Below are 18,938 nucleotides of genomic sequence, written 5' to 3'. Positions count from 1 at the left end.
CTCTAACTTAGTTATCTTACTTATTTCATTCTCTAACTTAGTTATCTTACTTATTTCATTCTCATCATTTAATCTTAAACTTTTTATATCTTCTATTAATGTTTGAACTGTATTGACTGTAGCATTATTAAACCTTGTTTGTTGTTCTGTAATAGGATTTATATACCATTTTAATAATTTTCTAGCCACTTTTTTACCAAATACTATTAATTTACCTATATATTCTCTATGAGAAGTTATAATTCTATGTGCTACTACATCTTTTTCCTTTTTCATTATTTCAAAATATATAGTAGCTTGTTTAGCATAATCATTTTTATTTTTTTGATTGTTATTGTTACTTTTAGTATTTAAATTTAAATTATTAGAAATAGTATGGAGTTTTATTAATTTTTCATAAATGACTTCATGTGCTACACTACTAAATTTTTGACTACTCAATATCACTTACCTCCATCCGTTATGATCCACTTATGCTTTACCGATATCAAACCTACTGAACGATCATTTGATACTACATTAAAATTGCAATAGTTACGAATAAAATCCATAGGTGTCCCATTTTCATCAACTACTGCTATATTCAATCCATATATGCCTGTTAATAGTGGTAATCTATCAATTTTATATCTTACAACCCCTTTGTTATCAGTATGTTTAATTTTTAATCGATCTAATTGAGTATTAGAACCATATATACACAAACCTTCTAATGTATAGAACCCTATTCCAAACACATATTCTTCTAGAGGTTTATTTACTTTATAATGTATCTCTATTTCTACTTCTTCTCCACCTTTTAAGACTCTTGTCTCTTCTTTTTCAGTATTTTTTATAATAGCTTTTGTAATTTCTATATGCTTTAATCCGAACCGGTTATCACTATAGTTTATATTATTTACATCTTCTTTTTCTACTATTTCATTCTGTGCAATACTATGATTTTCTTTTTTATTCGTTTCTAAATTTTCTGGTTCTCTTGATTCTTCTATATGATTTTTTTCTATCGAATCTATTCTCTTTAAATTCATATATCTTAGGTAATCATCTACGACTATGGATACTTTCCCATCAGATTGTAATAAACCTTTATCTAGCCATATAGCTCTTGAGCAAAATCTTTCAATAGTTCCGGTATCATGCGTAACGATTACGATAGTAATACCTTTCTGTTTTAATTCTCTTAGACGTTCAAAACACTTTTGTTGAAAATTAGAATCTCCTACAGCTAAGATTTCGTCTATCAAAAGTATTTCTGCATCTACATTAATAGCCACTGAGAACGCAAGCCTCATATACATACCCGATGAATAAGTTCTCACTGGATTGTCTACAAATTCTCCCAATTCAGAAAAGTCTATTATTTTTTCTATTCTATTGTCTATTTCTTTTTTTGTTAATCCAAATATAGAGGCATTGGTATATATATTCTCTCTACCTGACATATCTGGATGAAAGCCTGCTCCTAATTCTAAAAGACTAGATACTTTACCTTTCACTTCTATAGTTCCTTTATCTGGATAAATAATTTTTGTCATTAATTTCAAAAGAGTACTTTTACCACAACCGTTTTGTCCTATTAGTCCTACTACTTCCCCTTTTTTTATATTAAGATCTATTCCTTTTAGCACTTGATTCTCTTCATATCTATTTCTCTTTTTAAAAAGAACCTTTTCTTTTAAAGTTCCACCTTTATCATGATATACTTTAAAGCTTTTGTAAACATTATTAACTTCTATTACATTCATTTTATAATTCCTCCACAAAGTTTTTTTGCAGATTTTGAAAAACCACATATCCTAGTACTATAAATATCACACTCCATGCAAATATACTCCCAAATGTAGAGAAATCAGGAACCTTCTTATAATATAATATATCTCTATATGCAATAACCATATTCGTCATGGGATTTAGATAAAATAATCCTAAATATTTCTCAGGTATCATATCAACTCCATACACGATAGGAGTAAGATAAAACCAGACCATTGTAATAATTCCTAATATATGTTCTAAATCTCTAAAATAAACATTTAATGCTGAAAACATAAATGATAATCCTAGTACAAATAGATACTCTAATATCATAACTAATGGCAATAATAAAATGTATTTACTTAGTCCTATGCCACTAATTAGTAATACAATAAATACAACTACCATACTAAATAACATATTCATAAATGCTGCATTAACAACAGATAAAGGAATTATCAACCTAGGAAAATATATTTTTTTTATTAAATCTTTATTAGTTATTATACTAGTAGCTCCTCCTTGTATAGAGCTTGTAAAAAATATCCAAGGTATTAATGCTACAAACAAATACATATAAAATTTATCTATATTAGTCCTCATAATTGTTGAAAAAACTATAGTATATACTATAAGCTGAAGTAATGGATTAATAAAAGTCCACAAAAAACCTAAAAAAGACCCTTTATACCTTGTCCTTAAATCTTTTCTAACTAAATTTCTTAGCATTTCTCTATATCCATATAATTCTTTAATACCAGTTATCATACATATCTCCCTCTATACTGTTTGTCGCCAGTAATTTAAAACATCACTTAATGTTTTCTCTATTTTGTATTCAGGCTTCCATTCTGTTATATCTATAACCTTTGAATGATCACATCGAATAATTGGAATATCTGAAGGTCTCATTCTATTTGGATCTTTTTCTACTTTTATATTTATCTTTGCTAAAGATAATAGCGTATCTAAAATTTCTTGAATCTTATAACTGTTTCCAGATCCTACATTGTAAACTTCACCTTTTTTCCCTTTTAAAATTATTTCATAATATGCTCTTACAATGTCTCTTACATCTGTAAAATCTCTTTCTGCTTCTAAGTTTCCTACTTTTAATACAGGCGGAATTTTTCCTTTTTCTATTTCAGCGATTCTTTTAGAGAAATCTGAAACTACAAACGTTGGACTTTGCTTCGGACCTATATGATTAAAAGCTTTTACAATAATCACATCCATATTATATGCTCTAGCATAAACCTGTCCAATCATACTTTGTGCTATTTTACTTACAGCATAAGGATTACCTGGCTTTAAGCTTTGCTCTTCATTTACTGGTATATCTTCTAAGTTTACAAATCCATATTCTTCACTAGAACCTATTAAAAGTATTCTACATTTGTTATCTAATTGTCTGATACTTTCTAAAAGATTCAATGTCCCATTCACATTTACTTCTATTGTTTTTTTAGGTTCTTTCCATGATATAGAGGCTGAGCTTTGTGCCGCCAAATGAAATACATAGTTTGGTTGAATTTTTTTTATAACTTTATCTACTTCATATTGATTAGAGATATCCATTCTTAATAAATTTACTTCACTTAGTTCATCTTCATTCATATCCCCAAAATAAGTTCCATACACTTCTATATTTTTAGCAAGGAGATACTCAGCTAAGTATCTCCCTACAAATCCATTTATACCTGTTATTAATGCTCTCACAATAATCACTCCAATATTAAGCTTCTTCTTTTACTCTTTCTAAATCAGAAAGAATCATTCTCTTTACTAATTCTTCAAAGGATATTTCTCTTTCCCATCCTAATTTTTCTTCTGCTTTTTTAGGACTTCCAAGTAATATATCTACCTCAGCTGGTCTAAAAAATTTAGGGTTTACTGATACAACTGTTTTTCCTGTTGCCTTATCTATAGCAATCTCGTCTACACCTTCTCCTTGCCACTGCACTTCTATCCCTACGTGTTTAAATGCAAGTTCAACAAATTCTCTTACTTTATGAGTTTCTCCAGTAGCTACAACATAATCGTCAGCCTCATCTTGTTGTAACATCAACCACATAGCTTTTACATAATCTTTTGCATGACCCCAATCTCGTTTTGCATCCATATTTCCAAGTTCTAGTGGATCTTGTAGACCTAATTTTATTCTAGCTACTGCATCTGTAATTTTTCTAGTAACAAACTCTTTTCCTCTTCTTTCAGATTCATGATTAAATAGTATCCCTGAGCATGCAAACATACCATAACTTTCTCTATAATTTTTTGTAATCCAATGTCCATAAAGCTTTGCTACTCCATATGGGCTTCTTGGATAAAAAGGTGTTGTTTCCTTTTGAGGTATTTCTTGAACTAACCCAAACATTTCGCTTGTAGATGCTTGATAAAATCTTGCTTCTGGTTTTATAGTCCGTATTGCTTCGAGCATGTTTGTAACACCAATTCCATCAATTTCTGCTGTTGCAATAGGCTGCTCCCATGATGTAGCCACAAAAGATTGTGCAGCTAAGTTATACACTTCATCAGCTTGCGATATTTTCATAGCATTGATTAGTGAAATAGGATCTGTCATATCTCCGTAAATAATTTCTATATCATTTTTTAAATGTTTAACATTTCCAAAGTCTACCTTGCTTTTTCTTCTCATTAGTCCATATACTTTGTATCCTTTTTCTAATAATAACTCTGCTAAGTACGATCCGTCTTGTCCATTAATTCCTGTGATAAGTGCTTTTTTCATTTTAAAATACCTCCCTTTATATCTTATAAGTACTTTTCAGCTTTTCTCTCTTTTAATTCTTTCAGTAAAACTTTTACTTCTTGAGCTTTTTCTTTCGAACATATAAGCATAGCATCTTCTGTATCTACTATAATTAAGTCTTCTATACCAATAGTTGCAATCAATTTTTCATTTCCTTCTATAATACATTGTTTTGTATCTAAATGAACAATATTCCCTTTAATAATATTCCCATAATCATCTTTTTCATTTATTCTTTCTAATGCAGTCCAGCTTCCAACATCATCCCATCCAAAAATACATGGTAGTACATAAATATTATCAGCTTTCTCCATGATTCCATAATCTATAGATATGCTCTCTAATTTTGAATACTCATCATATAATATTTTTTCAAAAAACTGTGTGTCAAAATTATGTGAAATTTCATTTAATACTTGGTCAAGTTTTGGCATATGCTTTTGTATATTATTAAGTATAGTAGATACTTTCCAAATAAACATTCCACTATTCCACAAATATTCTCCACTTTCTAAGTACTTCATAGCTGTGTGTTTATCTGGCTTTTCAACAAATCCTTTTACTTTATAAGCATTACTACAATAAGGTAGTTCTGTATTACTTTCAAAATTTATATATCCATATCCTGTTTCTGGATGTGTTGGTGTAATTCCAAGCGTAACTAAATTATCATCATTTTCTGCTACTCTCGCTGCCCATAATAATGTGTTTTTAAAATGCCCTACATTTTTTATCAAATGATCTGATGGAAGAACAATCATAGTTGCATTAGGATTTTTTCTTTCTATGTATTTTGCTGCTAATCCTATACATGCAGCAGTATTTTTACCCATAGGCTCTACAATAATATTTTCTTTTGGTACTTGGGGTAATTGTTGTTTGATTATTTCTTCGTATTCCTCTCCTGTAGCAATATAAATATTTTCTTCTTCTATAAAACCTTTTAATCTATCCACAGTTTCTTGAATCATTGTTTTTTCTCCAGTTAAACTAATTAACTGTTTAGGAAGACTTTTTCTACTTCTAGGCCAAAATCTTTCTCCCTTTCCTCCAGCCATTATAACTGCTGTAATCATTAATGTCAGCCCCTTTAATATTATATTCAAATCATAAATTCTATTTTTATTCTTTATAAAATCTATTATAACCCTTCAATCATTCCCTTAGCCTTTTCTATATTTTCTGTTATTATTGGTGTAACTTCCACAAATCTTACCATACTAGTCATTTTCACTTTACCCTTAATATCTTCATTTAATTGATTTATTTTATCTTCAATTGTCAACACTTCTTTTAATAATGGTTCTGCTTTTTTAACATCTCCACTGCTTATATAGGCATCTGCTAAAATAACATATGCAGTAGTTTTTGTTTCATAGGTTAGGCTACTTAGAGGGTGATATTTTTCTAAATTTTTGAGTGTATTTAATCCTTTTTCAATTTCTATATTTTTAAAGTAAAATTGTGTTGCGTTTTTTAAGATTCTATCATTATAAGGTGCTAATGATACTACCTCATCCATAACCTGTATAGATTCTTGTTGTAACTCTTTATTCTTTGTTTGCTGTGCAATACTATTTGTAATATTGGCATAGTCTATTTTATTTTTAGGTTCGAATGGATTAAATTTTGTAGATTTTTTAATATCTTGTTGACCTCTATAAATATCATTATTTCTTATAGCAATCATCCCACTACGAACACTTTGTAATGCCATATGATTCATAGTAGCTGTAAAAGTAAATACTATACAAAGTCCTACTACTACATAAGTTAGTTTTGATCCTATTTTAACATCTATTTCTTTTAAATCTTTTATCATTGAAAGCTGTATTCCTACTAAACTCCATAATAAAATAGCCATAGCAGATAATGCTAAATTAAAATCTATCGCACTATGTCCTAGTATTGTAATAACTGCTGCAGATAAAGTTACAAATAATGCTTTTGAAGCTTCATCTTGTATTTGTCTATATCCTTTTATGAAATTGTATAGATAAATACATAAAGTTCCTGTAAAAATAAGCATTCCTATAGTTCCTACTTCAATCCAAAGCTGCATATAATAACTATGGGCTTGTGCTGAATTATAAGCATAAGTTTGATACATCTTGTATAAACTACTCCATCCTCCTCCACCTGTTCCGAATAGAGGATAGTCTCTAATCATTTTAAATGCATCTTGATAAAATACAGTTCTTTCTGTAACGGTTTCCGTTCCTAAGCTAATACTACTCATTCTAGTAGCTAACGTTTCTGGTAAAAATCTTAGCCATATATTTTCAGATAATATTCCTATGATGGGAAGCATCACTCCTACTATAGGAAGAATAATATTATATATACTATCTTTTAAATTTATTTTTTGGAATAATTTTTCTATCAATAAAGTCATTCCCATAGAAATTCCCATACCTACTATAATCCACAACCAACCTAATCCACTTTGTTTGTCAATAGTACTTGTAAATGGTTTGATGACTATACTCATTGCTACTACATTTCCTATCAATAATCCGATAAAAGACTTTTTATAGGAAATAGGAACCAATAAATAGTAAACAAACCCTACTATGGGTAAAAATATCCATGCTCCTCTAGAATAAGAGAATATAAATCCAAAAAATAATAAAAACGATGCTCCACTCATAAAATACTTTATCTTTGATTCTTCATAAAGAGTATATGCCAAAAACAATACAGCCAAACAATATACTCCAAACGTATTGTGATATTGAAAAGTAGAATTCATCATTCCACCTACAAAAGCTCCATTGTATACAAAAGTATTAAGTGCACTTCCAATGCCAATAAATACTACAATAACTCCTGCTGTTACCAAAGATGTAAGAGCTATTATTATTTTTTCTTTTGTATCTATAATTCTTTTACACAGAATAATAATCAATAAGTAGTCTATATATTTTAAAGTTTCTTGTATAGCTAAATTTGTATTTACTGCTATCAAGGTAGATATAATATATACTCCTACTAATTTAATAAATCCTATTTCTAATAAAGAATATTGATGAGTTTTCTCCATTTTTCTAGTAGCTACAAAATACATAAAAAATACAATTCCTGTAAATATATGAGTAGGCATTAATTCATTTTCAAAAAACAATCCTCTAAAAAAAGGTGGATAAAACAATAAAATAAGTAAAAGATAAAATAAATAAGAAGGTATCTTTTCTTTCGTAATCTCATTTGCTTTCATAATCTAAACCTCTTTTCCCTATTTTTCAATTACTGCAAATTTAATGGTAGCTTTTGCAGCTATTTCATCTCCTACATAAGCTACAGCTTCTCCTTTTCCCATACCACGTCTTAGACTTACCATATTTACTTTAATTTTTAGTGTATCTCCAGGAATTACTTGTCTTCTAAATTTTGCATCATCAATTCCAGTAAATACTGCCAATTTTCCTTTATTTTCTTCCATAGAAAGAACAGATACTGCTCCTACCTGTGCCATAGCCTCTACAATAAGTACTCCTGGCATGATAGGGTTTCCTGGAAAATGACCTTGAAAGAATGGTTCATTAATAGTTACATTTTTGATTCCTACTGCTCTTTGACCTGGCTCCATTTCTACAATTTTATCTACTAATAAAAATGGATATCTATGTGGGATAATATTTTGTATTTCTATATTATTTAACATTTTTTTCTCTCCTTTGCGATATGTCTCTTTTTTATTTTACAGTAATATACAAAGAGTTTCAACAAATGATATGATTTTATAAATATTTTTTAAATATATATCATTCTCAACTAATCTATATCTTATTTATTTTTATCGTTTCTTATGAAACAAAAAAGAGTTAGTTTTTTCCTAACTCTCCTTACTTCTACATTTTTTTATCAATTCCTTTATTATTCTTCATGACTATTTTTACTGTATTTAGATAATTGTGCATACATTTGCTTGGCAAGTCCCATACCTTCTCCTTTTGCTACTTCTTCAGATAATTGCTCATCTAACATTCCTTCAAATATTTCTCTTCCATGGCTTTTTTGTATAAAGCTATCTGTTTGAATAGTATTTCTCATATTTTTAAGTAGCATGTTTACAAATACAGCTTCAAACTGTCTACAAACATCCATTAATTTTTCTTCATCTTTATTTTCTTGTGCTTTTTTGAAGGTTTCTTCAAAGGATTTTTCTTCTACTTTTGTTTTTTGAGATTGAACTTGATTCATGTTGTATGAAGAAATAGGATTAATATTCATACTCGATCACCTTATCTTCTTAAATTATTAGCTTGCTCTAACATTTGATCTGCTGTTTGAATAGATTTTGAATTAATTTCATAAGCCCTTTGTGCTGTAATCAGCTTTACCATTTCTTCTACTACTTGTACATTAGAAGTTTCTAAAAAGCCTTGTTTGATGTTTCCGCCTTCTCCCTCTTCAGCCTCTACAGCTTCTCCTGATGCATTAGTCTGTTTGTATAAATTTCCTCCTATAGCTTCTAATCCTGAAGGATTTGCAAACTTGGCAAGGTTGATTTGTCCGATCTCTTCCCACTCATCTTCTCCTTCTCTTTTTACAGTAATAAGTCCATTAGGTGAAATCGATATATCTTTTACATCTTCTCCCAATTCTATATCTCCTGCATCACATTGAACAAAATACCCTTCTGAGGTAACGACTCTTGCTTCATTGTCCTCTACACTTAGTTTAAAGCTTCCATCTCTTGTATAGAACAAGTTGTCATTTTCATCTCTTACTGTAAAAAATCCATTTCCATCAATAGCTAAATCTAAAGGACTATTTGTTTGTTCTAAATTTCCTTTTGTAAAACTACGAAGGGTAGCAATAGGCATAACTCCATGTCCAATTTCAAGATTCACAGGTCTACCTTCTCCATCTTGTATATTTTTGCTACTCAATTGCTCATACAAAAGGTCTTGAAACTCTACTCTTTGTTTTTTAAACCCTACTGTATTCACATTAGCTAAGTTATTGGATATAGTATCTACATTTAATTGTTGTGCCTTCATTCCCGATGCAGCAGTCCATAATGCTCTCATATTTTTACCTCCATTTTATCTTATTCTTCCAATCAAACTTCATAGATTTATTAAAAAATAGACTGTTACTTATAATAGATTTTACAAGAAAACCTATTTTAAAGTATTAGTTTTTCTATTATGAAAATAAAAAATATAGCGAATGACTTAAAAGAATTTTTCTAGAAAATCTGCAAGTTGAATGTAAAAATCCGTTAATAGCCTTCAACTGTTTGAGCGTAAGCGAGTTTTGAAGGTTTAGGATTTTTTTATGAAACGAAGCTTGATTTTCTTAAAATTCTTTTTGGAATGAGTGTATTTTTATTTTCATAATATATAAAATCTATACTTTCCCAACTTCATTAACAGCCTTTCCTAAAGTATCATCATAAGCTTTAATTACCTTTTGACTAGACTCATAATTTCTAAAAATACCAATCATCTCTACCATTTCTTTGATAGGATCTACATTAGATTTTTCTAAAAATCCCTGAAGAATTTTCCCTTCAAATGGAATTTCTTCAGCTTCAGCATCTTCCGCAAGCTTATAAAGATTCATTCCTTCTTTTCTCATTTCTCTAATATTTTTAATATCTGTGATATCAAGCTTATTCACAAACTCTCCATCTGCAATGATATTACCATTTTCATCAATAACAACATTTCCTCCATTGATATGGATAGGTCCATTTTTCCCTACTACAGCATGTCCATCCTGTGTCACTAATTGGTGATCAGAATTTAATACAAAACTTCCTGATCTTGTATATCTAAGTCCATCAGGTGTCTCAATCTTAAAAAAGCCTTTCCCCTTAATGCCTAGATCCAAATTATTTTCAGTTTCATAAAGTTGTCCTTGATCATAATTAATTTGAAGCTGATCTAACTTTACTCCAGCATTTAAAGTACCAATCACTCCAGGTGGCGTCATTTTAATCAAACCATCTACTATATTACCACCTACTACTACTTGTCCACGTTCATTAACTTGTAACGCTCCATTTTCTGCTTTGATAGGTCCTCTATTTCCTAATATAAGATATCCTGCTTTCGTATCTTTATTTCCATTATAATCTAGAGTATAAGTACTTAGGTACCCGTCCTCATTGACCGTACATTTTACACTTTTTTCATGACTTATACCATGTGGAGTTTGAACACGTACAAATCCACCTTTTGTATTAATTTCATATGCTCCATTTTCTTCTTTTACTTCAACCCCTCCAAATACATCTAGATTTTGAAAAGGATTGCTTCCGTTTACTTTTTTAATAAGTACTTCTGGAAAAGATTCAGTTACTACCACATCCTTTTTATAGCCTGTGGTGTTAATATTTGCAATATTATTTGTAATTACATCTAGCTTTTTATCATTAGTCTGCATAGCAGAAGTTGCTGTATAAAGTCCTCTGAGCATTCTTTCACTCCTTTATGTACTACATATATACATAGATTTTCTGTTTATAGTATCGACACTTCATTATTAAAACTTTAATCATAATTATTATTTGATTAGCAATAATTTTATCTCTTTGTAAAAATAAAAATTACTAAAAACGCTAATAGTTTTAGGTATATATATATTGAAAAAGTCATAAACTGCAAATCGATTATTAAAAATTTTCGAGAATAAAATCCACTAAAATAAATTTAGCCTATATCAGTAAGTTTTGTAAGATTATAAAAATCTCAAAACGTAACGTATAGGCTTATTATTTTATAGGATTTTATTTTACTTATCTTGATCTTCTAAATTGTTTACTACTCATCATACTTTTTTCAAGGACTTGTAAAGATTCTAATGATGCTCCTGTTCCTTTTGCTACACACTCGATAGGATCTTCTGCAATATAAGTAGGTATACCAGTTCTTTCCTCTATCAGCTTATTGAGTCCATCAAGAAGTGAACCTCCTCCAGTCATTACAATTCCTCTATCACTAATATCTGCTGCAAGCTCTGGTGGAGTTCTCTCAAGAACTGAATGGACTGCATCTGCAATAGACATAACAGGCTCTTCAAGTGCATAATACATCTCCTCAGAAGTTACTTTAAGGGTTCTAGGAAGTCCTGATACTAAATCTCTTCCTCTACACTCCATACTTTGAACCTTTGCCTTTGGATAAGCAGTTCCAATAGTCATTTTTAAATTTTCTGCTGTTCTTTCTCCTATTAATAAATTATGTTTTTTTCTCATATAACGTACGATAGCTTGATCAAATTTATCTCCTGCACTTTTGATGGATTTATTCGCTACTACTCCTCCTAAAGAAATCACAGCTATATCTGCAGTACCTCCACCAATATCCACTACCATATTTCCATCTGGCTTTGATATATCTAATCCCGCACCAATAGCTGCTGCAATAGGCTCCTCAATAAGATAGGTAATCCCCCCGCCAGCTTCTGTTGTAGCCTCAATAGCTGCTCTTTTTTCTACTTCTGTTACTCCACTTGGTACACAAACAATTATTTTAGGTTTGAACAGTTTTTTATTTCCACAAGTTTTGTGAATAAAATATCGAAGCATCCTTTCTGTTACTTCATAATCAGAAATAACACCATCCTTTAGTGGTCTTATAGCCACAATATTTCCTGGTGTTCTTCCAAGCATTTTTCTTGCTTCTTCTCCTACTGCCAAAAGTTTGTTTGTATTTTTATCAATAGCTACTACTGAAGGTTCTTTGAGTACAATCCCTTTCCCTTTTATAAAAACTAAAACACTCGCTGTACCTAAGTCAATCCCCACTTCCATTCCTAATCCAAACATAGTAATCTCCTTCCATTCATACTATATCAATTCTCATTTTCTTATCGTTGTCATTGTATATCATCCTTAAGTTGTAAAAACTTTGTTTCATTAAAGATAATTTTGTCGCACCAACTTAATTATATTCTATATCTATTGAATAAATCCTTTTATTTTTTTAAAAGATTTTTCATTCATATTTTGGAAATCATTTTCTGTTCTATCAAAGATAGCCTCTGCATATTATGTATCAAAGGTCTTAAAGGGGGGTCCACAATTGAAAGATTATATAGAAGAGAGAGCAATGGAAATAGCTGAATACATCATAAATGAAAAAGCTACTGTTCGCCAAACTGCTAAAGTTTTTGGTGTAAGTAAGAGTACTGTACATAAGGACGTTACTGAACGCCTTCCTAAGATAAACCCTCTAGTAGCACATCAGGTAAAAACCATATTAGATAAAAATAAATCAGAAAGACATATACGAGGTGGTAAAGCAACTAGAATGAAATACAAAATAACCAATGAATAATTTTATTGACTACTTAATCACGATCCTTAAAACAGTAAAAACTTCTGATGTTTTCATCAGAAGTTTTTACTGTTTTAAAATATTCATAATGTGTTTTGTTTTATTAAGCATTTTCTTTATTTCATGTCCTTTTTCTATCTCCAAAATTTCTAAAATATTAGTAACTTGTTCAAATTTTTCAATTGTATTTTGAGAAGAATTTTTTTGTAATCTATTTATTTGATCATGTACTGCTAATGCTTGATCAATTTTATGTCTCCCTTTCCCATGAATATGGGGTCTAATCACTTGTAAAACTTCAAATGGTCTACTCTTTATCATTTCTAATGCCAAATAAGTATCATCTTCTCCTACATAATCATGTAAATCATATAAAAGATTTACTATGTTTTCAGCCTTTTCTAATCCTGTCTTTAGTTCTTTACTTAAATTAGTATTTCCAGTTTCTTTTTCTTGTTTTGTCAGGAAGCCAAAGAGTACAATAGGAATAATATCCTCCCATCCTATTGACCCTGTCCGATCCTTTTTTACCTCTATGTCTGTATTCATCTCTTCCAAAATACCCCTCCTCTCAAGACAAATATTTTTATCATTCCATTATTATCATATTCACTTCTCTTTTCAATTGTTACAAAAAATAGCCAGCAAATGCTGACTATTCATTGATTGGTTTATATTTTTTTACAATCATTTCCGCTGCTTTTATTCCATCTACTGCAGCAGAAATAATTCCTCCTGCATATCCTGCTCCTTCTCCTACTGGATACAAACCCTCTACGTTCACACACTCCATTTCATCCGTCTTTCTTTGTATTCTCACGGGGGCCGAACTTCTTGTTTCTACACCTGTTAAGATAGCATCTTCTTTTGCAAATCCATTTAATTTTTTATCCATTTGAGGAATGGCTTCTTTCATAGCTTCTATTACAAATTTAGGAAGACATTGATCTAAACTAGTCAATGTAATTCCTGGAAGATAAGAGGGCTTTATTTCTCCTAGTTTTGTTGAGGGTCTATTCTTTAAAAAATCTCCTACAAGTTGAATAGGGGCATGAAAATTTTTCCCTCCTAATTCGAATGCTTTTTTCTCCCACTTTCTTTGAAAAGCAATCCCTGCTAATGGATGTTCATCTTCAAAATCTTGCGTATTGACTTGTACCAAAAGAGCACTATTGGCATTTTCTTGATTTCTTTCGTACTCACTCATGCCATTTGTAACTACCATTTTCTCTTCCGAAGCTGCTCCTACTACAAATCCTCCTGGGCACATGCAAAATGTATATACTGCTCTTTTTTCTTTGGTTTGATATGTCAGTCTATAATCAGCGGCTCCTAATCTTTTATGTTCTGCAAACTGCTTATATTGAGAATAATTAATTAGTCCTTGAGAATGTTCTATTCGTACTCCTATCGAAAAAGGTTTTTGTATCATCAAAACTTCTCTTTCATATAATTTTTCATAAGTATCTCTTGCACTATGTCCAATAGCTAATATAACTTCCTCTGCGTTAATAATTTCTTCTTTATTAATTTGCAAACTAGTTATTTTCCCATTTCTTATATTAAAATCTGTAACACAACTATTAAATCTTACTTCTCCACCTAAATCTTGTATTCTTTTTCTAATATTTTTTACTACTATTTTTAATAAATCTGTACCAATATGAGGTTTATAAGAATATAATATTTCTTTTGGTGCTCCATTTTCTACAAATTCATCTAGCACTTTTCTACATCTTATTATATCCTTTATTCTAGTAGTTAACTTACCATCTGAAAAAGTTCCTGCTCCTCCTTCTCCAAATTGTACATTTGAAGATGTATTAAGACCCCCCTCTTTCCAAAACTTTTCTATATCTTTTGTTCTTGTATCTACATCTTGTCCTCTTTCAAGTAAAATAGGCTTATATCCTCTTTGCGCTAAAATAAGACCTGCAAATAGTCCAGCAGGCCCTGTTCCTATAATAATAGGTCTATGAATTAGATTTTTACTTCCTGATTTTACAAAGTGATAGGACAGATCGGGACTTTTTTGAATATTTTTATTCTTTTTTAAAATATTTTTTTCATTTTTTAATTCAACATCTATGATATATACAAGTGTAATGGTTCCTTTTCTAGCATCTATAGATTCTCTAAAAATTTTATAAGCTATTATATCTTCTTTTTTAATTTTTAATTTTTTACAAATTTTATCATCTAATATACTTAAATCTTCATCTAGTGCTAATTTTATCTCATTGACACGAATCATTATATTCTCCCTTTCTTTTAAGCTAAGTAAAAGATATTATACCACATTTAGCTTCAAAAAAAACAAGAGTCCTCCATTCTATAAGTATAGAGGATTCTTGTTTTCACTTAAAATATTCTGGATATTTTTGTTGTAGTTCTATTTTATAATATATTACTGTAGTCAAATGTTGTTTCATAGTTTCTTTTGCTAAATCTATATTTTTTTCTTGAATCGCTTTAAAAATCATGCAATGCTCTTTGTAAGTCATCTCCCATATATCTATAGGAGTAGCCGCTAATCTTAAAGTTCTTAATCTATTTAATTGAGCACTAATCATTTGTATACTTTCCCATACTCTTTCTTTTTTTGTTCCTTTAAATAATATCTTATGAAATTCATCATCATATTTCATCATTTGTGGATAATTGTTTTCTTGAATACAGAAATTTTGCATATTTAGATTTGATTGTAAGTCAAATAATAGTTCTTTTGGAAATTCTTTTGCCGCCAATTGAGCTATAGCACTTTCTAATACTTCTCTCATAAATCTTGATTGCTCTACTAATTCAAGATCAATTAAAGATACATAAGTTCCCTTTTGTGGATAGGTTTCTATTAAATCTTCTTGAGAAAGCTGTATAAAAGCTTCTCTTACAGGAGTTCTACTTACATTTAATAAATCTGCTATCTCTTTCTCAGAAATACTATATCCTGGTTTTAAATAAAGATTGATAATATTATCATGTAAAATATTATACACATATACTCTTGTAGATTCTACAGGATTTCTAGGTTTAATTTTTATATTCATCTATTTCACCTTCATTTTCTTATTTTTAAATATACTCTATATAAATATGTGCATTTTATAAAATTTATCTACTCTTTTTATGGTCATCCTATAGAAATTTTTGTTAGATTTTTTTATTATTTAAAAATAAGCATTTAAATCTAACGACACCTATTATTGAAAAATCCATATAATATTTAATAGTATTTTATCACAAATAGTATGAAATTTGGTATTTAAAATTCTGATTCTATGACTATATATCAATCATTTTAATGGTCCATTTATATAAATTCTTATAAAATAAAAAAACCCTACTGGAATATATCCTATAGGGAGTTTACATACAAAATTATCTTCTAAATCCTCTGTTGTTGTTATTTCTTTGTTGTTTTTTTGCTTGTCTACATTCAGTACATCTTTGTGGTTCATTATCAAAACCTTTTTCTTTATAGAAATCTTGCTCACCTTGTGTGAATACAAAATCTTTTCCACAATCTTTACAAACTAAAGTCTTATCTGCCATTTCAACACTCCTCCTTTTCAATGGATTAAGATTTAAAATTGATTTACATTATCTTCTTAAAAGAGGAGATGTTGTTAACCATATTAAATCTAATTCTAAAGTTTTATATGACTTCATAGAATTAAATTTATTCTATCACTTTTGAATATATATTACAATAGTTAAAACAAATAATATTATTATGCAAATTCAAAATATTGTTTCAATTCTTTATTTTTTTCTTTAGAAGTTCCTTATTCTAGTATAAATCAAAGCATATCCTATTATATTATAAAATTTCTATCATATAGTTTATATGCAATACATATATTTACTTTGTACATAAATTATAGAAATATGGGGTGTGACTATGTTGCGTAATCTTAAATGTCTTATTTATGTTTTACTAATTTTTATTTTAATTTTACTTCAAGCACACATTTTATCATCTAATGAAATCTATGCACAAAATAAGGATTTAGGTATTATTGAAGAATCTCAAACTAATAATTTAATTGAAAATTTACAAGTTACAGATGAGTTTTTACCCAAAATATCTGCAATTACAATGGATAAAAGTAATATTGAGGTAATTGGAACTACTTTTAGATTTGCAACTATTTCTGAAGGTCAAAATTTGAATTATGAATGGACTGTATTTAAAAACTTTGATCAAATATATAAAAAGCAATATAGTAAAGAAAATTTTTTGTATTTTGATATGAATGAATTAGGCAGCTACCAGGTAGTTGTAACAATTCAAGATGATAATGGAATGACTATAAGTAAATTATCAGAAGAAATTAATATTATTCGTCCTCTGAAAATCAATTCTGTAGATGTAGATAAATCTGGTAACCAGCTTATACATACTCCCCTTAATTTTTCTGTTTCAGCACAAGGAGAAGATTTGGTTTATCATTGGTACATATTTAAAGATTCAAATGTAGTATGGGATGGATTGCTAAGTAAAAATAATAGCATTCAATATACTCCAAATGATTCTGGAGTATATAAGGCAATTGTATATGTTAAGGATGTGTATGAAAATTGTATAAGTGAGTATTCACAAGACATTATCATATATAAAAATGTTGTTTCTGAAAAAGAAAAATTAGAAGCAATAATCAATGAAAAAGACTTTAGTAGTAAAACAAATCATTATATATGGGTTGATACAAATAAAAATATAACGTATATTTTCGAAAGACAAAATGAAAATTGGAATCTTATTAAAACAATGCCCTGTACAACTGGAAAATCATCTAATCCAACTGTAAAAGGAATTTTTGAAATTTGTGGTAGAGGCCCATGGCTTACTTCTTATAATGGAAAAGTAAAGGCAAAATACAAGGTTAGATTCTTTAAAGATTATTATTTTCATTCTATCTTGTTTGATGCTAATGGAAAAAATATTGTAGATTCAAGACTAGGTAAATCTCTTTCACATGGATGTGTTCGTCTTAGTCTAGATGATGCTAAGTGGATGTATGATCATATCAAAGATGATACGACCGTATATGTAAATTAAAAAATCAGGGACAATAACGGTCCTAGGTACATTTTCCCATATTCTCTCCTTTAACTTTACAATATATATATTTATCAGTATAATTTTCAAGAAATTTAATTTTATGTATATCACAAGGAGGGAATCTATGAGTATTTTTTTAGGACTATTATCACTTATTGTAAGTATTTTACTACCTGTATTGATTCTATTTTTTACTGGATTTGAAGCGCTACATTTTTCTATCTTTTTTATCATTCCTATCGGTGCATTACTTATAGGCTATATTTGTGGATATGGTTACTATAAAGGACTATTTAAATCAAATGTCTTTATTACTGGTAGACATTATTTCATTGGATTTATTCTTTCACTTATTTGTATTTTTGGAATAGAGTATACAAGTTATATGTTTACTTGTATCAATCCTCAAACAATGGAAATTGTCTATACTCTAGATGGTGATCATGTAAGTAATTATTATTCAGAAGACTATGGACAACTTGATTTTTTTACTTATAAAAAATACATGATTGAAAACACACCTATTTCATTTAGTTATAAAGCTCGTTCTATAGGAGATATCTCTAATCCAACTGTAGGTTGGGTATTTGCTATCATAGATACTCTTGGAATTATTATAGGATGTCTTCTAGCAGGTAAATCTCAAAAGAATCATCCCTATTGTCACACATGTAAACTATATAAAAAAGAAAAAGAAATTTTAAATTTTTCTAAAGGTGATGGATTGGCATTTTTTGAAGAATTGGAAAGTTATTCATCTCAAGATACTAATGATTTATCTATAAACACTTTACTCAGCCCATTTACATTAGATGAGTCTTTAGAAAAAGAAGAGCATTTTTTGTGTACATTAATATATTGTAATAGCTGTAAAAAAGCTTCTCTTAAATTCGAACTTTATGAATTCAATTCCAAAAATAAATTAGAAATAAACACAGATTTTAACTATCTAATAGATGTAAATTATGATGAGATAAAGAGTTTTATTTCCTCTACTGCTATAGCTTAATTCTTAAAAATCATCTACTCTTTTATAAAATATATAATT

Annotated in this window: 19 protein-coding genes; 3 read left to right on the top strand and 16 right to left on the bottom strand. The window is 29.1% G+C overall.

The annotated features are described in order from the left end of the window. The 12 genes from EK368_RS11200 to mreB form a co-directional block, all read right to left on the bottom strand. Nucleotides 1-441: hypothetical protein (locus EK368_RS11200; protein ID WP_202976474.1), on the bottom strand; the 441-nt coding region annotated here is incomplete at its 3' end. Nucleotides 442-443: 2 nt separating this feature from the next. Beyond that, nucleotides 444-1,748, bottom strand: coding sequence for an ABC transporter ATP-binding protein (locus EK368_RS11195; protein ID WP_129599756.1), 1,305 nt, complete (start codon nt 1,746-1,748; stop codon nt 444-446). A 1-nt stretch (nt 1,749) separates the two neighbouring features. Next, nucleotides 1,750-2,526, bottom strand: a complete 777-nt coding sequence (locus EK368_RS11190; protein ID WP_341472793.1) for an ABC transporter permease — start codon at nt 2,524-2,526, stop codon at nt 1,750-1,752. 12 nt (nt 2,527-2,538) lie between these two features. Further along, entirely contained in the window at nt 2,539-3,477 is a 939-nt protein-coding gene (locus EK368_RS11185; RefSeq protein ID WP_129599754.1) for a GDP-mannose 4,6-dehydratase, read from the bottom strand. A gap of 16 nt (nt 3,478-3,493) precedes the next feature. Continuing rightward, the gene (gene gmd / locus EK368_RS11180; RefSeq protein WP_129599753.1) at nt 3,494-4,510 is read right to left on the bottom strand and encodes a GDP-mannose 4,6-dehydratase; all 1,017 of its coding nucleotides are present in this window, start codon (nt 4,508-4,510) and stop codon (nt 3,494-3,496) included. Between the two features lie 23 nt (nt 4,511-4,533). Further along, nucleotides 4,534-5,607 carry a mannose-1-phosphate guanylyltransferase gene (locus tag EK368_RS11175; protein WP_129599752.1) on the bottom strand — a complete coding sequence of 358 codons (1,074 nt, stop codon included), beginning with the start codon at nt 5,605-5,607 and terminating at the stop codon, nt 4,534-4,536. A 65-nt stretch (nt 5,608-5,672) separates the two neighbouring features. Further along, nucleotides 5,673-7,748 carry an O-antigen ligase family protein gene (locus EK368_RS11170; protein WP_129599750.1) on the bottom strand — a complete coding sequence of 692 codons (2,076 nt, stop codon included), beginning with the start codon at nt 7,746-7,748 and terminating at the stop codon, nt 5,673-5,675. Nucleotides 7,749-7,766: 18 nt separating this feature from the next. Next, entirely contained in the window at nt 7,767-8,195 is a 429-nt protein-coding gene (gene fabZ, locus EK368_RS11165) for a 3-hydroxyacyl-ACP dehydratase FabZ (protein WP_129599749.1), read from the bottom strand. A 212-nt stretch (nt 8,196-8,407) separates the two neighbouring features. After that, a complete protein-coding gene (locus tag EK368_RS11160; protein ID WP_129599747.1) occupies nt 8,408-8,764 on the bottom strand; it encodes a rod-binding protein in 357 nt (118 codons plus the stop codon). 11 nt (nt 8,765-8,775) lie between these two features. Continuing rightward, nucleotides 8,776-9,567, bottom strand: a complete 792-nt coding sequence (gene flgG / locus EK368_RS11155) for a flagellar basal-body rod protein FlgG (protein WP_129599746.1) — start codon at nt 9,565-9,567, stop codon at nt 8,776-8,778. 322 nt (nt 9,568-9,889) lie between these two features. Beyond that, the gene (locus EK368_RS11150; protein ID WP_129599744.1) at nt 9,890-10,963 is read right to left on the bottom strand and encodes a flagellar hook-basal body protein; all 1,074 of its coding nucleotides are present in this window, start codon (nt 10,961-10,963) and stop codon (nt 9,890-9,892) included. Nucleotides 10,964-11,282: 319 nt separating this feature from the next. Further along, nucleotides 11,283-12,314 carry a rod shape-determining protein gene (gene mreB, locus EK368_RS11145; RefSeq protein ID WP_129599742.1) on the bottom strand — a complete coding sequence of 344 codons (1,032 nt, stop codon included), beginning with the start codon at nt 12,312-12,314 and terminating at the stop codon, nt 11,283-11,285. A gap of 256 nt (nt 12,315-12,570) precedes the next feature. On the opposite strand from mreB, the gene spoIIID reads away from it, so the two are divergent. Then, nucleotides 12,571-12,825 carry a sporulation transcriptional regulator SpoIIID gene (spoIIID, locus tag EK368_RS11140; protein WP_129599740.1) on the top strand — a complete coding sequence of 85 codons (255 nt, stop codon included), beginning with the start codon at nt 12,571-12,573 and terminating at the stop codon, nt 12,823-12,825. 66 nt (nt 12,826-12,891) lie between these two features. On the opposite strand, the gene EK368_RS11135 is transcribed toward spoIIID, so the two are convergent. From EK368_RS11135 to EK368_RS11120, 4 genes are all read right to left on the bottom strand, one after another. Continuing rightward, nucleotides 12,892-13,383, bottom strand: coding sequence for a hypothetical protein (locus EK368_RS11135; protein WP_129599738.1), 492 nt, complete (start codon nt 13,381-13,383; stop codon nt 12,892-12,894). 97 nt (nt 13,384-13,480) lie between these two features. Then, on the bottom strand, nt 13,481-15,079 hold the full coding sequence (locus tag EK368_RS11130) for an NAD(P)/FAD-dependent oxidoreductase (protein ID WP_129599736.1): 1,599 nt from the start codon (nt 15,077-15,079) through the stop codon (nt 13,481-13,483). Between the two features lie 103 nt (nt 15,080-15,182). Next, the gene (locus EK368_RS11125) at nt 15,183-15,872 is read right to left on the bottom strand and encodes a GntR family transcriptional regulator (protein ID WP_129599734.1); all 690 of its coding nucleotides are present in this window, start codon (nt 15,870-15,872) and stop codon (nt 15,183-15,185) included. 331 nt (nt 15,873-16,203) lie between these two features. After that, entirely contained in the window at nt 16,204-16,377 is a 174-nt protein-coding gene (locus tag EK368_RS11120) for a zinc-ribbon domain-containing protein (RefSeq protein WP_129599732.1), read from the bottom strand. Between the two features lie 349 nt (nt 16,378-16,726). On the opposite strand from EK368_RS11120, the gene EK368_RS11115 reads away from it, so the two are divergent. Both EK368_RS11115 and EK368_RS11110 read left to right on the top strand, forming a co-directional pair. After that, entirely contained in the window at nt 16,727-17,887 is a 1,161-nt protein-coding gene (locus EK368_RS11115) for a L,D-transpeptidase family protein (protein ID WP_129599729.1), read from the top strand. A 127-nt stretch (nt 17,888-18,014) separates the two neighbouring features. Next, on the top strand, nt 18,015-18,899 hold the full coding sequence (locus tag EK368_RS11110) for a hypothetical protein (protein ID WP_129599727.1): 885 nt from the start codon (nt 18,015-18,017) through the stop codon (nt 18,897-18,899). Nucleotides 18,900-18,938 lie beyond the last annotated feature (39 nt).

It is taken from the genome of Anaerophilus nitritigenes (genome assembly GCF_004138215.1).
Lineage (GTDB): Bacteria > Bacillota > Clostridia > Peptostreptococcales > Thermotaleaceae > Anaerophilus > Anaerophilus nitritogenes.
The sequence above is the reverse complement of the archived record's forward strand: the minus strand, read 5'-3'. Positions and strand labels throughout refer to the sequence as shown.